We start from the raw sequence: 15,095 nt of genomic DNA on the forward strand, positions 1-15,095 counted from the left end.
GTCAGCCTCCCTGCGCCACGAGCCGGAGGACCTGCGCGTCCGGCCCGCTGTAGATCCGTTCGTACAGGCCGCGGGCGACGAGCTCGTCGGCCAGCGCCGTGCTCGCGCCCGGCGGGTCACCGGCCGCCAGCTCCCGCTGCGCGTCCTGCGCTCGGCTGGCCACGATGAAGTCCGGCTGGCGGTCGAGCGCGCACTCCAGCGCGCCGGTGCCGCAGAACTCCTCGTCCATGACCAGCGGCTCGTACTCGCCCACCCGGTCGGCCCCGTAGGCGCCGGCGGTGGCGAGGAAGCCGACGGTGTCCCCGGGGTCCAGTTCGTCCCACAGCACCTGCGCGGCGGCGACGTCGTCGGCGGTGACCCGCTCGAAGGACACGTTCACGCCGCGGACGGCGGTACCCACCATCACCCATGCGGTGAGGACCACCGCGAGCACCACGGCCGGGACCAGCGCCCGCCGCGTCGCCAGCCTCTTCAGCGCGAGCGCGCTCAGCGGCGCGAGGATCGGGGCGGCGAAGAGGAAGGTCCGCAGCATGACCTCGCCGCCGTAGCTCTGCATGGCGACCAGGGCGCCGGCGCCCACCAGCAGGAGCCCGGTCAGCAGGGCGTCGGGACGGCGGCGGATCGTCCAGAGCCCGACCAGGGCCAGGAGGCCGTAGAGCAGTGACCAGCCGATCCGCAGGTTCTGCATGAGCTGGTAGGTCTCGTCGCCGGCCACGACGCGCGAGGAGACCGCGCTGTCCAGGTTGCCGAACAGCTGGCCGACGTCGCCGAGGACGTTGTCGAGGTGGCCCACCCAGTAGTCGCTGGCCGCGTAGCTGAACCAGCCGAGGAACAGCAGCGCGGCGACCAGCCACAGCCGGCGGTGCCGCGTGTAGCCGGTCAGCGCGAAGAGGAACGCGGTGATCACCAGGCTGATCGGCGTCAGCTGGTGCCCGACGACCAGCGCCGCGGCGATGAACACCAGGGCGGCCAGCCGCGCCAGCGACTGGCCCGGCGTCGTCCCGGCGGGCAGGCCCGGACGGCGCTTCCAGACCTGCAGCGCCTTCGACCACAGCCCACCGGTCAGCGGCGCCACCGGCGCCGCGGTGGCCTCCCAGAGCAGGGTGGCGAGCACCGCCAGGTACAGCACGAAGGCGGTGGCCTGCGGGGCGAAGTAGTCCTGCTGCACCCAGTTGGCGCCCAGGTAGAGGAACACCGCCAGCCAGGCCAGCCGGCCCGACCGGGTCACGCAGCGGGCCACGACCAGGATCGCCGGGATCGCCAGCACGTTGTAGACGAACGGCGCGAAGGCGAGGAACGCGCTCGCGTCGGCCACCCCGCCGAGCTGCACCAGCTGCGCGGCGACGGTGAAGAACGCCGGCCAGCTGGCGCGCGCGTCCAGGCCGTCGAAGGACTGCTGGTTCTCGGCGATGTAGTCGGCGAACCCGACGTGCAGCCACCCGGTGGGCACGCCGGCCACGCCGTCGGTGACGTTGACGAACGCGTACACGATCAGCGCCAGGACGACGGCGGCGGCTCCGAGGACCACCGGGTCCGGCCGGCGGCTGGACAGGTGGAGGGCGGCGACCGCGGCCACGAGGACGACGGCGGCCACGTACGGCCAGGCGACGACGCCGACGACGCCGGTGGCGCCCGCATCGTCGAGGTCGGTCCACCGGGTGGCCAGCCACCACAGCGCGACGGCGGCGGCCAGCACGGCCAGCGCCACGGGGCGGCCGCGCAGCCCGCGGGCCGCCGGTGCGGACGTTCCGCGCGGCGCGTCGTCCCCGGGTTCCGGGAGGGGCAGCCGCGTGAGTGCCCATGCCGTGGCCACGAGGCCGACGGCGGAGCTGCCCGCCGCCCAGCCCAGCGGGCTCCACCAGCCGGTGCCGAGGCCGGCGGTGGCCAGCAGCAGCGCGGTGGCGATGCTGAGCGCGACGGCCAGCGCGGCGGGCAGCAGCTTCCCGGGCAGCCGCAGCAGCGCGGCCAGCGGCACCCCGGGCACGGTCAGCACGAACAGGACGGCGAGCACCGGGCGGCCGGGGACGTCGACGTCCAGCGCGGCGACGACCGGGGTGGCCACGGCCACCAGCGCGGCGGCCAGCAGGACGGCGCGCTCGCGGGCGGGGTGCCGGCGCGGGGCGACGTCGCGGGTCGAGGGCTCCTGGCCCGGGGGCGGGACCGCCTCCGCGATCCTCGAGGCGCCGTCTCCGGCGGCCGTGCCGGTCGCGGACATCAGTGGACTCCTCCAGACGACGTGCGCGGCCGTGCGGGCAGCGCGCTGCTCGGGTGATGATGGCCGGTCGAGCCGGGTGTCAGGGCAGCTCGCGGCCCCCGCTCACCCGGACGGGGGCTGGAGGCCATCCGACCGTGGTGCCGGGGCCCGGTCACCGGTCCGCACCGGGCACGGCCGGCACCGCGTCCGGTCGCGGCGCCGCGGCCGGCCTCCGGTGCCGCAGGCTGCGGATCAGCGGGACGAGCAGCACCAGCCCGACGCCGCCCTCGGCGATCAGGTAGGCCAGGCCGGCCCCGGTCACGCCCATCGACGGGATCAGCAGCACGGTCAGGGACACGATCGCGACCGCGATGGTGCCCTGCACGATGACCACCCGGCCGGCCTGCCTCCGGATCCGCAGGACCCCGGAGTACACGGTGGTGATGATGACGAACGGCTCGGCCAGTGCCATGAGCCGCAGCAGGTCGACGCCCTCGGCCGCGTACTGCCCGCCGAAGAGCCACAGGACCAGCGGGGCGAAGAGCAGCAGGGTCAGCGCGCCACTGCCGCCGACCAGCAGGCCCAGGCGCAGCGACCGCCGGGTGAGGGCCTGCGTCTGCTCCTCGTCGGCGGAGGCCTCCACCACGAAGTTGGTGGCGATGTTCCACGCCAGCATGTTGAGGGCGGCGTTGATCGTCCACGGGATGGCGAAGTACGCGTTCTGCTCGGCACCCAGCTCGTGCAGGATGATCAGCGGCAGGACCATCGGGATGACCTGCGACATCACCCCGATGGCGAACTCCGCCGACGCGTAGCCGACCAGCCCGCGCACCGGGGGGAGCCGGTGGCCCTCGTCGGCCTCCGCCATCCGCCGCGGCAGCAGCCGGCGGTGGACCAGGACCTGGATCACCGCCACCGCCACGACCGCCGGGACGACCCAGGCGACGACCAGCCCGCCCTGCGGCAGGACCGCGGCCAGCGCGACGAGCAGCACGAGCTTGACGACGGAGAAGGCCAGGTTCTTCATCGGGATCCACGACGCGCCGCGCAGCCCGAGCAGGACGAAGTCCTGCACGGTGAAGACGGCGAGGACGGCGACCGCGAGCGGGAAGAACGCCGCCTCGGCCGTCGAGGCGAACAGCACCTCGCTGGGCCACAGCAGCACGAAGCCCGTGCCCACCAGCACGCCCACGGCGCCGATCAGCACGAGGCCGCGGTGGACCAGGTAGCGGGTCTGCTGCCCGGCGGCGGGGAGGAACCGGGCGTAGACCTGGCCCAGGTTGAGGTGGGACAGGCTGCCCAGGAACGCGGCGGTGGAGATCACCGCCGCCGCGCGGCCGACCTCGGCGGTCTCGTAGAACCGCGCCGCGGCGACCCAGAACACCATGCCGACGCCGGCCGTGAGCACCGTGCCGGCCATGAGGTAGAGGGCGTTGCGCTCCAGGTGCCGACCGCCTCGGGCGGCCGCGTTCACCCGTGCCCCCGGGCGCTCGGCAGGAACGCGGCCGGGTCGGTGAGGACCCGGTCCAGCGCCCGCGTCACCGCGGCGCGGGGCACCCGGCGGCTGTCGAACGAGACGCTGAGCAGCAGCCGGTCGCGCCACTCGCTGATGCACGCGGTCATGCTCACCGCGGGGCTGGGGGCCGGCGCCTGGATGACCTTCTGCTCGGCGTCCGGCGCCCGCCACGGCAGGTCGCGGACCTCACCCAGCGCGCCGAGGTGGGTCAGCACGACCGACCCGCTCCCGGTGCCGTGGGAGGGCCGTACGCGGGACAGCGTGTGCTGGACCATCGCGACCAGCATCGACACCAGGGGCAGCCCCAGGGCGGCGTCCCGGCGCATCTGGCGGGCCATCAGCCGCGGGTCGGCGGCGTTCTCCGGTGCCAGCCGGAGGGCGCCGCTGAAGTTGCCGGCGACGTGCGTGCCGGGCGGCAGGTACCGACGGCCGTCGAAGAGCACCACCGTGTCGGTCTCCGGCGCGAACGCGCCCTCAGCCTCCAGCGCGGAGCGGACCGCGGACATGGTCGCGACGGCGACCGACGTGTCGGCGGCGTGCGCGTCCCGCCAGTGCCGCACCGACTCGCGGACGCCGGGCGCGCTCATCCGGCTCACGACCGACAGCGAGACCTGCCGGTCGGCCGGGTCGCCGGCCGGTACCGACGCCGAGGGGGCCGACCGCAGCCGGTCGAGGGCCTCGCGCCAGGTGGCCGCCTGCGGGCGCCGCAGGAGGGTCCGCCACACGGCCCTGGCCAGCAGCCGCGGGCGATCGGGCCCGCGGACCAGCCCGGTGGGCACCTCGCCGGTCGCGGCGCAGCGGACCAGCTCGGCGACGACGTGCCGGTTGGCGTAGATGCCGTCACCCAGCACGTGGCTCAGCTGCCAGGCGTGGTGGTCGTCGTGGACGTACAGGCGGAAGGGGACCATCGGGTCGGCCTCGCGCAGCAGCCGCTCCACGGCCTCCTCGGCGTCCTCCTTGCCGCTGCCGCGGACGTCGACGACGAGCTCCTCGAGCCGCGCGTCGATCTCCTCCGGCGGCACCGGGACCCAGCGCAGCGGCCGGCCGGCGACCCGGCACAGGATCGGCGCGGTCGGGTCGACGTCGTAGAGCCGGCGCAGCGTGGCGCGCAGGGCCGCCGGGTCGACGGCCGGGTCCAGGCCGGCCAGCAGCGTGACGCTCGAGAGCTCCAGCCACTGGGCGTTGTGGGCCTGGATCCGGAGCGCCCGGGCAGCCGTCCGCGGGCCCGCGGTCACGCGCTCCTCCGCGAGGCGGACGGCACGAGGACGCCGGGGGCGGTGCGCCGGGCGGCGCAGCCGCGGGACGGACCGCAGATCATCGACTCTCCGGGAGACAGGGGGCAGGAGGTGTGCGCGTCGCCCACATCGCCGTGGTGCGACCGCCCGGTGCGAGCAGGGGCCCAGGCGGGAGGGACCTCGACGCGAACCGTTCGACGGTACGTCGAGAAGGGGCTCCCCGGGCCACGACGAGCCATCTTGCCACCCGTCCGGATGACCGGTCACCGAGTGTGATGCCGCTCGCAGCAGCCCGGTCGGGGGAACGTCGGCCGGGTGGTGGCACGTCGAGGGGACCGGTGGACGAAGATGACCAGCACAACCCCGATCCCTGGAGGCGTTCCCCCATGCCCGGACAGCTGTTCCCCGTCGGCATGGGAGACCGCCCGTCGAGGGGCGCCCGGCGGCGGGTGGCCGCCCTCGCCACGACCGCGCTGCTGGCCGGCTGCGGCGGCGGTGCCGCCGAGTCGCCGGAGGTCCCCGAGGTCGAGCCGGAGGTCACCGAGCTCACCGTCGACGCCCAGGACGCGGTGGCCATCGCGCCGGGGGAGGGCGACCCCCGGGGACTGGTGGTCTTCCTGCACGGCCTCGACGACGACGCCGGAGCGCTGTCCGAGGAGCAGAAGCGGATCGACATGGTCGACCGGCTGGTGGCCGCGGGCTACGTGGTGGCGGGCAGCGACGGCCACCTCAACGCCTTCGGCAACGAGGCGTCCCAGGCCGGCTACGTCGCCCTCGCCGCCGAGCTCGCCGAGCGGTACGGCACCACCGACACCTACCTGATCGCCGAGTCGATGGGTGCCGTCGCCGGGCTGCAGCTGCTGGCCGACGAGCGCATCCCGGACGTGCGCGGCATGGCCCTCATCTCGCCGCTGGTCGACCTGGACGTCGTCCTGGGCACCCAGCAGGAGCCGCAGGTGCTGCAGGCCTACGACGGGACGTTCCCCACGGGGGAGCAGAACCCCGCGGCTCGGCCCGCCGAGGACTGGGCGGGCACGAGCATGCGGTTCTACCTCGCCACCGAGGACGAGGTGGTCATCAACGCGGACAACGCCGAGCCGTTCGTCGCGCGCGTCGAGGACGCCGCCGACATCAGCGTGGTCGAGTGCGAGGGCGAGCACGTCGCGCCGTCCTGCTTCCAGGGCGAGGACCTCGCGGAGTGGTTCGCCGACCTCCCCTGACCGCGACGCCCCGGCCTGGCCCTGGGGTCGGTCAGGCGTAGACCGAGCCCGGCCGGCGGCGGACCACCGCGCGGGCGCGCCGGTAGGCCCGCCAGCCGCGGGTCGGCCAGGCCTCGCGGTCGACCGGCGTGCACTCGACGTCCTGCAGCCAGCGGGAGAGCTGGTCCAGGGTCGTGGTGCGGCGCAGCATGAGCCGGGAGATGGCGAAGACGTCCTCCCCGGCGCAGTGCAGCGCGTTGCGCACCCCGCAGGCGTTGTCGTAGCCGGCGGCCCGGGTGGCCCGGCGCACACGCGGGCCGTTGTAGCCGTGCGGGTAGGCGAAGGTGGTCACCGGCCGGCCCAGGACGTCCTCGAGCAGCTCCCGGGGCCGGACGAGCTCCTCGCGCAGCTGCGCGGCGCGGAGCGTGTCCATCTGCGGGTGGCTGTGGCTGTGCGCCCCCAGCTCGACGCCCTCGGCCAGCAGGCCGGGGAGCTCGGCGAAGGACAGCATCCGGTCGCTCGGCCCCGGCCGCCGCTCCGGGCCGCCCTCGAGCCAGCCCGTGGTCACGTACAGGGTCGAGACCAGCGACCGGTCGCGCAGCGCGGGCAGGGCCGCCGTGGCGAAGTCGGCGAACCCGTCGTCGAAGGTGATGACGGCGACCCTCCCGCCGTCGGAGCCCGGGGGCCGGCCGGCGACCTCGGCCGCGACCAGCTCACCGAAGGTGATGCAGCGGTAGCCGGCGTCCACCAGGACGTCGAGCTGCTGGGCGAATGCCCGGGGCGAGACCGCGAACGGGGCGATGTGCTCGCCGGGGGTCTCGGTGATGGCGTGGTAGAGCAGGATCGGCACCGGCGTGCGGGTGCGGGGCGCGCTCCGCTCGTCCATGACTCGGAACATATCCGTTCTGCAAACCCTCAGGTAACGGGCGCGGCGCCGCCGCGGGCCTGCTTCACCCGTGCGAGTGCGTAGCTGCCGGCGGTGAGCGCCGTCCCCTCGACGATGGCCCACGCCTGCGCGCCGCCGGCGCGGTCGCCACGGACCAGCCGGCCCAGGCCGCGGAGCACGCCGCGGGGCAGCGTGCGCCGCACGTAGGTGCGCTCGGTCTCCAGGGCCGACTCCGCGCCGGCGAGCCGGCTGACCAGGGCCTTGGAGCGCCCCTCCGCCCGGCAGCGACGCCGGAAGTACGTGCGGGTCACCCGGTCCGGCGAGACGCCGTGCCGGCAGCGCGCCGACGGCTCGAGCACCACCCGGGTCTCGGGAAGGGCGCGCCGGGCACGGATGGCGAACTCGGTCTCCTCGCAGCCGGCCGCGTCGGCGCCCATCCGGCCCATGTCGGAGTCGAAGCCGCCGGCCTTGGTGAACGCGTCGCGCCGGAACGCCATGTTGGCGCCGATCGGGTTGCGGATCTCCGCCCGCGTCGTGGGCAGGCCGGTGTAGCTGCAGCCCACCACCCAGAGGAACTCATCGGGGAACCAGGCCGGGCGCGGTGCTCGCCAGTCCGGCTCCACCCAGCCGCCGACGCCGATCACGTCGTCCCCGGCGGCGAAGGCCTCGAGCAGCTGCGCCGTCCAGAGCGGATCGGCCGCGGCGTCGTCGTCCAGGAAGGCCACCACGTCGCCGGTGGCCGCCTCCACGCCGGTGTTGCGGGCGCCGGACAGCCCGCGGGGGCCGGCGTTGGGCAGCACGGTGACGTCGGGGAAGGCGGTCCGGGCGCGCTCGAGCAGCTCGGGGTTGTGGTCGGCGACGAGCACGACCTGGTCCGGGCGGCGCTCCTGCCGCTGGAGGCTCGCGACCGCGGCCTCGATGTCGCCCCACCGGTCGAGGGTGTACGCGCAGATGACGACCGAGAGCGAATGGTGCACGGACCGAGGGTAACGGGGCGTGGTCGTGCACCGATTCCCCCGACCGGGTTCATCTCAAGCTGCGGGACGAGGGGTGTGACGGAAGACGCCGGCAGGAGAAGGTGGTGTCGTGACGCGCAGACCCCGGGCAGTGACAGTTAGTGTCTGCTCCGTTACTGCTGCGCGCCGGTACGGGCCGCGGCTCCACGTGAACGTGAAGGACGCGGCTGTGCACCCACTGGGCTCCGACCCGCTCCCCGCTCCCCGGGTGAACCGGACGGCGGCGCTGCGCGTCGCCGCCGCCGCCGTCTCCATCGAGGGCCGGTCGTGTACCTGCGGGCACGGCAAGCAGGCACACGAGCACTACCGCCGGGGCACCGACTGCGCCCTGTGCGCCTGCGGCCGCTACCGCCGCCCGCTGCTGCGCCTCTTCGCTCGCTGAGCGGCGCCGTCCTCCGGGACGGCGCCGCCGCGGGCGGGAGTCAGGACCGGCGCGACCGGGCCGCCGTCCGGATCGCCAACGACATCTGCACGGCCAGCGCGACCACGTGCCGGCCGGCCAGCAGGTCGTGGTGCGGGCCCGGGACCGACACGACGTCCAGCCGCGGCGCGGCCGCCCGCCAGGCCGACAGGAAGTGCCCGGTGACCGGGATCCGCCGCCGCGCCCGGAAGTAGGTCGCCGGACCGTCGTAGCGCCGCAGCCGGTGCCGGGCGTAGACCCCACCCGATTCGTCCAGCGCCTGCTGGTCGACCGGCCGGCTCTCCGGCCGGAACCGGTGCCGCAGGACGTCGCCGAGCCGCCGGGACCCGAGCCCGGGGATCAGCGCGCCGACCTGGCCGGTCAGCCGGTGCAGCTGCCGGCGCACCGGCGACAGGCTGTCCTCCGGCGGCAGCGGGTCGAGCAGGCCGAGGAACTCGACCTCCCGCCCGGCGTCGCGCAGCCGGCGCGCGGTCTCGAAGGCGACGAGCCCGCCGAAGGAGAAGCCGGCCAGCCGCAGCGGGCCCTCCGGCCGGGCGGTGGCCAGCGTCGTGGCGTGCTCGTCGGCCAGGTCGTCGATCGACTTGCGCCGGCCGTCGACGCCCACCAGCTCCGCCCGGACGCCGTACACCGGCCCCGCGCCGACCAGCAGCTCGGCCAGCGTCCGGTAGACCTCGACCTCGCCCCAGGCGTCGTTCAGCAGGAACAGCGGCGTCCCGGCCGGGTCGCCGGCGGCCAGCAGCGGAACGGCCGAGGCTCCCGAGGTGGTCAGCACCGCCGCGGTCAGGCCGGCGACGGTCGGGTCGGCGAGGAACTGCTCCATGGAGACGTCGGCGCCGAGCTCCAGCTTGACCCGACGCAGCAGCGTCATCGACTGCCGGGAGGTGCCGCCGAGGTCGAAGAAGTCCTCGATCCCGGCGTGCGGCGTCACCCCCAGCTCGCGCCAGATGCCGGCGATCGCCGACGTGACGGGCGCCGCGTCCCCCGCGTCCGGCGCGACGCGGGGCACGGGCACGGTGGGCACCGGCTCGGCGGACGGCGCCGGCACCGCCTGCCCGGTCGCCGCGCGCAGGGCGGCGGTGATGGTCGCCAGGGAACCAGGGTTGCGCAGCGCGTCGACGTTGACCACGCGGTCGCCGTTGACGGTGTCGCGGGTGGCCTTCTCCGAGACCTTGCCGCTGTGCGTCAGGGGCACCTCGGGGACGGCCAGAACGAGGGCCGGCACGTGCGCGGCGGTGGCCTCGCGGCGCAGGGTCGTCCGGATCCGGCGCTCGAGCTCACCGTCGAGGACGGCGCCCCCGTGCAGCTGCACGAGCAGCACCAGCCGGGTCGCCCCGGGCGTGGTGGGGTGCCGCTGCTCGACCGCCACGGCCTGGGCGATCTCCGGCAGTCCCTTGAGGATGCGGTAGATCTCGGCGGGCCCGATGCGGATGCCGTCGATGTTCAGCACGCCGTCGGAGCGCCCGTGCACCCGCGCCGTGCCGTCCGGCGCGATGTCCACGACGTCGCCGTGCGTCCAGACGCCCGGGTGGTCCGAGTAGTAGGCCTGGTGCAGCCGCGCGCCGTCGGGGTCTCGCAGGAAGCGGACCGGCCGGGAGGGGAACGGACGGCGGCAGACCAGCTCGCCCTGCCGGTCCAGGACGGGGGAGCCCGCTGCGTCGAGCGCGGCGACGTCGAGCCCGAGGCTCAGCGCCTGGCTGCGGCCGCGGACCACCGGCAGCTCGGGGTGGCCGAGCATGAAGCAGCCGATGATGTCGGTGCCGCCGCTGATCGACTGCAGCGGCTGGGCGCCGACCGCGCCGGCGAACCAGTCGAACTGCCAGTCGTGCAGCACCGAGCCGGTGGACATGACGGCCCGCAGCGCACCGAGGTCGAACGCCTCGGCCGGGCGCAGCCCGGTGTCCTGCGAGAGCTGGAGGTGGGCCGGGCTGGTGCCGAACACCGTCACCCGCTCCTCGGCGGCCAGCCGCCACAGCGTCTCCGGGCCGAGGACGGGGCCGTCGTAGAGGACGACGGAGGCACCCACCGCCAGCGCGGACAGCTGCCAGTTCCACATCATCCAGGCGGTGGTGGTCTGGAAGTACAGCGTGTCCCGGGCGTCGAGGTCGCCGTGCAGCCGGTGCTCCTTGAGGTGCTCCAGCAGCGTTCCGCCGATGCCGTGCACCATCGCCTTGGGCGGGCCGGTGGTGCCCGAGGAGAACATCACGAACAGCGGGTCGTTGAACGGCATCCGCGGCCACGGCGCGCGCGGGGTCCCCGGGCCGACGTCGGCGAGCAGGTCGGCCAGCCGCACCACCCGCACGCCGGGCAGTGCCGGCAGCGGGAGCGCGTCGAGGACGACGACGGTGCCGACGGTGGGCAGGCCGGTCACCACCTGGTCCAGGAGGTCGCCGTCGGCGCCGTCCCAGCCGGGTGCCCCGGTGCGGTCCAGCGCCAGGAGCGCCGGCTCGACCTGGGTGAAGCGGCCGAGCAGCGCTGCCGGGCCCATGTCGGGCATGCCCGAGGACAGCGTGGCACCGAGCGCGGCGGTGGCCAGCGCGGCGACGACGGCCCGGCCGTTGTTGGGCGCGACCACCACCACGCGGTCCCCGGCGCCGACCCCCTGGCCGGCCAGGGCGGTCGCCGTCCGGTCGACCTCCTCGCGCAGGTCCCGGCGGGTCCAGCGGTCCCGGCTGCCGTCGCCGTGCACCGCGGTCAGGCAGACCGCGTCGTCGTCGACGTCCGGCAGGGGGCGGAGCAGGTTCTCGGCGTAGTTGAGCCGCACCTCCGGGAAGAAGACCGCCGTCTCGACGTCGTCGCCGGTGCAGACCGGATCGGCCGAGCCCTCCGTGACCGGCTCCGCCCAGTCCAGGAACAGCCGCCAGAACTCGCGGAACTCCTGCACCGACCACTCGTGCATCGCGACTGCGTCGCCGAGGTCACGGCCGGCGGCGGCCTCCGCGCGGTCGCGGAAGTCGGCCAGCTGCGGGCGGCGGGTCAGGGCGCTGGAGGCGGCGGCCTCGCGACTGCTGGTCATGGGGTTCCCGTGGGGTCGGCCGCGTGGGCGGCGGGGTCGATCGGGCGGAGGGCGAGGCTGCCCACCCAGCCCTCGGGGACCTCGACGGAACGGACCTCCCAGTCGCCGATGCGACCGGGAGCCCGCCCGGCGGAGGGGGTGACGACGGTGTGGGGGGCGGTGCGCAGGCCGACGCCGAGGCCCTTGAGCACCGCCTCCTTCTGGGTCCAGCAGCGGGTGAGGACGACGGCGCGCTCCCCGGCGGGGAAGCCGGCGATCGCGGCGCGCTCGGCGGCGCCCAGCCAGCCCTCCGCGGCGGCGTCCTCGAGGCGCACGGCACGGACCCGCTCGACGTCGACGCCCACCCGGGCGCCGGAGGCGACGGCGAGGACGCCGAGGCCGGCGCTCGCGGAGCAGCTCACGTCCAGTCCGGAGGCGGCCGCGACACCGGTGAGCCGGGGGCGGCCCGGAGGCGCGGTGAGCGGGACGTCGGACGGGTCCAGGCCGAGGAGATCCGCGAGGGTCTGCCGGAGCGCGCCACGCAGCAGCAGCCGGCGGACGGCGACGTCCGGGGTGCCGCGGTCGGCGTGCGCGCGCTCGGCGGCGGTGAGGCAGGTGCGGGCGGCGGCCGTCGAGGCGGCGTCGGCGGCGAGGTCGACCAGCCGGACGAGCACGTTCCCGGAGACGGGCAGCAGCGGCGCGGGGGCTGCACTGCTGATCACGGCCCCGAGGGTAGGGAGACGCCGCGGGTGCTGGGGCCTAATTCAGCGCGGGCACCCCCCATCGTGGGGCCGTTCAGCCGCCGGATGTGGCGCAGCTCACTCCGCGCGCCAGGCGGCGACCCAGTCGATCTCCACGTGGCCCTCGGCGTCGGCCGGCGGCGCCTCCGCGGACAGCTCGGTCTCGATCTGGAGCACCCAGCGCATCGGGTCGACGGGGATGGCCTCCGGGTCCGTCGTCGTCCACGACCGGTCGTCGAGGAGGAAGGTGACCCGGCCGGGCGCCCACTCGATGGTCGCGGTGTGCCAGTCCTCCATCGTGACGTCGGTGCCGATGGAGAACCTGTTGACGGACGGGTTGCCGGTGACGTCGTGCGCGTTGCCGACGATCTCCTGGCCGAGCGAACCCTCGGGGAAGTCCAGTTCGCCCTCGGACCAGTCGTCGCTGGAGGGCCACAGCAGCCAGGCGATCTTGTAGCCGGGGACCTCGTCGGCGCGGAACCGGACCGAGTAGCGACCGTGCAGCTGGTCGTTGGCCCACTGCTCGTTCGGCGGCGGCGTGAGCGCCATGACCTGCGGGGTGCCGTCGTCGGTGTGTACCCGGACGTCGACCACGCCGTCCTGGACGGTGGTCGTCACATAGCTGTTGTAGACGCCCTGGTGCGACTCGCGGCGGCCGAGGTCGCGGGAGGTGTCGCGGGCGCCGTCGTACTCCGCCCAGCCGGGGTAGACGTCGACGAACTCCCCGAGCGCGGCGTCGGCGTCGAAGTCCTCGGCCAGCACGAGGTCCCAGCCCGGGAGGTCGTAGGCCGGCGCGGTCGACGGGTGCCGGGCGGTCACCACCTCGTCGTCGCGCAGGACGACGAAGCCTGTGGCGGCGAGCGCGACAGTACCCGCGGCTGCCGCCAGCAGCGGCCCGCGCCTGCGCCTGTGGCTCTCCCGGAACACGACTGGCCAGTCTACCTGGGCAGACGCCACACCGGCCGCCCGACGACGGAGTGCCCTCCGGAGGGGTGACCTCCGGTGCGCAGAGCCCGGGCGGTCGCCGCCAGCGTCGCCGCGACGAGCACGCCGGCGTAGAGCGCGTAGGGGAGCTGCGCCGCCCCGGGCCACGGCCACAGGAGCGGGACGCCGGGGCCGGTGGCCAGGTCGCGCAGCAGGTGCAGGGCGACCCCGCAGGCCAGCCCGGCCAGCGGCAGGCGGTACCGCCGGACCGCGGCCGCCGCGGCCAGGAGGAGCAGCACGAACGCCAGCGAGTGGGTGACCGGCCGGCCGCCGTCCCCGGCCACCGCGTCGCCGACCAGGTAGAGCGGCACGTGGTCGACGTCGATGGCCACCGACCCGACCAGCGCGGCGAGCAGGAACGGCCGGGCCGCGGCCGGTGCCACGGCAGCCAGCACCAGCCCGGCGGTGATCAGGTGGGCGGGCTCGTCCAGCAGGCCCGCCACCGGCACGGGCCACCACCGCGACTCCGCGACCAGGTCGAGCGCGGCGAGCACGGCCAGGGCCGCCCACGGCAGGACGGCCCGGCCCCACGACCGGCGGGCGCGCCCCGAGGGGCGCGGCACGCGGGGGTCGCCGGGGACCGGGCCGTCCGCCGGGGTCACGCGGTCCGGGCGGAGGTCTCCGCGCCGTCGCGGTCGTCGGCCAGCGAGCGGACCGGGACGACGTCGGCCCGCGGCGCGCGGCCCTTGCGGTTCGCCCGCTCGACGACGAGGGCCCGGAGCACGCGCAGCCCGTCGCGCCAGGTGTTGAGGTTGCTCTCGCCGTGGATGCGCTCGAACTCGTAGCTCGGCACCTCGACGATGTGCATCCCGGCCTTGGCCATGCGGGTGTTGATGATCGTCTCGATCTCGAACCCGTCGCCCCAGAGCTTGGCGTCGCTGCCGCGGTCGCCGGCGTCGAGCTCGAGCGCCGGCAGGCAGTCGGACCAGAAGGCGTTGTAGCCGTAGCAGAGGTCGGTGTACCGGGTGCCGAACAGGACGTTGGCGATCCGGTTGAGCCACCGGTTGCCCCAGGCGCGGGTCCGGGTGATGTCGGAACTGCCGCCGCCGTTGGCGAACCGGGTGCCCTTGGCGAAGTCGGCGCCGGCGGTGAGGACGCCGACGAACGCCGGGATCTCCCGGGGGTCGGCCGACCCGTCGGCGTCCAGCATCACGACGATGTCCCCGGTGACCGCGGCGAACCCGCAGGCCATGGCGTTGCCCTTCCCGCGGCGGTTCTGCAGCACGATCCGGACGTCGGGACGCAGCGAGCGCGCCACCTCGATCGTGTCGTCGACGCTGCGGCCGTCGACCACGATCACCTCGTGCACGTCGTCGGGGATGAGCGCGAAGACGTGCGGGAGGTTCTTGGCCTCGTTGAAGGTGGGGACCACGACGCTCACGCGCGGCGAGCCGATCCTCGTCACGGTGGGGTGGTGGGGCAGCGAGTGCGGGCGCAGCTCGATGACCTGTCGCGAACGCATGAGGCGGGTGTCCTCTCTAGGACGGGCCCGGTTTCGCCTCTGCTCCCCGCCGGGCTATGGCGACCAGGTGCGCCCGGCGGATCATCACTACCCGTTGGTGGTGCTGACCGATGTCGTGTACTGGCCACGGCGGTGGTGCCGCGACCGCCCGGGAACCAGCGATCGCGCTCACCCATCCACACCGGTGAACGGTGACTCTCCGTGGCCCCCGAGGTCTGGTCCATTACTACCGGGTGGGCTTCCGAACGTGCAAGCGACCTCGGCGCGGCCGGGCGGGTTGGTCGCCCCGCGGACGGGCCCACCCGGCGTGACATCGGTCACACACGTGCCCGCTCAGCGAGCGTGTCGCTGCGCCTGATACCCCATGACTGTGGCCTGCGCAATGGTCCGTGGTCCCCTCGGTAGCTCTTCGGGGGGCGTCGCGGCGGCGTCGGGCGGCTCCTCGAGGCG

Annotated in this window: 12 protein-coding genes; 2 read left to right on the plus strand and 10 right to left on the minus strand. The window is 75.2% G+C overall.

Going from position 1 to position 15,095, the window contains the following annotated elements:
* Window position 1: 1 nt before the first annotated feature.
* From MY526_RS16685 to MY526_RS16695, 3 genes are all read right to left on the minus strand, one after another.
* Window positions 2–2,215, minus strand: a complete 2,214-nt coding sequence (locus MY526_RS16685) for a serine/threonine protein kinase (RefSeq protein WP_436704573.1) — start codon at window positions 2,213–2,215, stop codon at window positions 2–4.
* Between the two features lie 151 nt (window positions 2,216–2,366).
* Window positions 2,367–3,668 carry a lipopolysaccharide biosynthesis protein gene (locus MY526_RS16690; RefSeq protein ID WP_436688939.1) on the minus strand — a complete coding sequence of 434 codons (1,302 nt, stop codon included), beginning with the start codon at window positions 3,666–3,668 and terminating at the stop codon, window positions 2,367–2,369.
* Window positions 3,665–4,945 (minus strand): hypothetical protein, encoded by a 1,281-nt coding sequence (locus MY526_RS16695; RefSeq protein WP_436688941.1) that lies wholly within the window; start codon window positions 4,943–4,945, stop codon window positions 3,665–3,667. Before MY526_RS16695 ends, MY526_RS16690 begins: the two co-directional genes overlap by 4 nt.
* A 386-nt stretch (window positions 4,946–5,331) precedes the next feature.
* Here MY526_RS16695 and MY526_RS16700 point away from each other — a divergent pair, with 386 nt between their 5' ends.
* Window positions 5,332–6,165 (plus strand): serine aminopeptidase domain-containing protein, encoded by an 834-nt coding sequence (locus MY526_RS16700; RefSeq protein ID WP_436688943.1) that lies wholly within the window; start codon window positions 5,332–5,334, stop codon window positions 6,163–6,165.
* A gap of 31 nt (window positions 6,166–6,196) precedes the next feature.
* On the opposite strand, the gene MY526_RS16705 is transcribed toward MY526_RS16700, so the two are convergent.
* Both MY526_RS16705 and MY526_RS16710 read right to left on the minus strand, forming a co-directional pair.
* Window positions 6,197–7,030, minus strand: a complete 834-nt coding sequence (locus MY526_RS16705) for a polysaccharide deacetylase family protein (RefSeq protein WP_436688945.1) — start codon at window positions 7,028–7,030, stop codon at window positions 6,197–6,199.
* A gap of 29 nt (window positions 7,031–7,059) precedes the next feature.
* Entirely contained in the window at window positions 7,060–8,007 is a 948-nt protein-coding gene (locus MY526_RS16710; RefSeq protein WP_436688947.1) for a glycosyltransferase family 2 protein, read from the minus strand.
* 208 nt (window positions 8,008–8,215) lie between these two features.
* On the opposite strand from MY526_RS16710, the gene MY526_RS16715 reads away from it, so the two are divergent.
* Complete coding sequence (locus tag MY526_RS16715) at window positions 8,216–8,428, plus strand: hypothetical protein (RefSeq protein ID WP_436688949.1); 213 nt, start codon at window positions 8,216–8,218, stop codon at window positions 8,426–8,428.
* 40 nt (window positions 8,429–8,468) lie between these two features.
* Here MY526_RS16715 and MY526_RS16720 read toward each other — a convergent pair whose 3' ends face one another.
* From MY526_RS16720 to MY526_RS16740, 5 genes are all read right to left on the minus strand, one after another.
* Complete coding sequence (locus tag MY526_RS16720; protein WP_436704575.1) at window positions 8,469–11,480, minus strand: acetoacetate--CoA ligase; 3,012 nt, start codon at window positions 11,478–11,480, stop codon at window positions 8,469–8,471.
* On the minus strand, window positions 11,477–12,181 hold the full coding sequence (locus MY526_RS16725; RefSeq protein WP_436688953.1) for a 4'-phosphopantetheinyl transferase family protein: 705 nt from the start codon (window positions 12,179–12,181) through the stop codon (window positions 11,477–11,479). Before MY526_RS16725 ends, MY526_RS16720 begins: the two co-directional genes overlap by 4 nt.
* A 96-nt stretch (window positions 12,182–12,277) precedes the next feature.
* A complete protein-coding gene (locus tag MY526_RS16730; RefSeq protein WP_436704576.1) occupies window positions 12,278–13,126 on the minus strand; it encodes a glycoside hydrolase family 16 protein in 849 nt (282 codons plus the stop codon).
* Between the two features lie 11 nt (window positions 13,127–13,137).
* Window positions 13,138–13,746, minus strand: a complete 609-nt coding sequence (locus MY526_RS16735; RefSeq protein WP_436704578.1) for a metal-dependent hydrolase — start codon at window positions 13,744–13,746, stop codon at window positions 13,138–13,140.
* A 35-nt stretch (window positions 13,747–13,781) separates the two neighbouring features.
* Window positions 13,782–14,645: a glycosyltransferase family 2 protein gene (locus MY526_RS16740; protein WP_436688959.1), complete on the minus strand. Its 864-nt coding sequence runs from the start codon at window positions 14,643–14,645 to the stop codon at window positions 13,782–13,784.
* Between the last annotated feature and the right edge of the window lie 450 nt (window positions 14,646–15,095).

The organism is Geodermatophilus sp. CPCC 205761, from assembly GCF_051383655.1.
Taxonomy (GTDB): Bacteria; Actinomycetota; Actinomycetes; order Mycobacteriales; family Geodermatophilaceae; genus Geodermatophilus.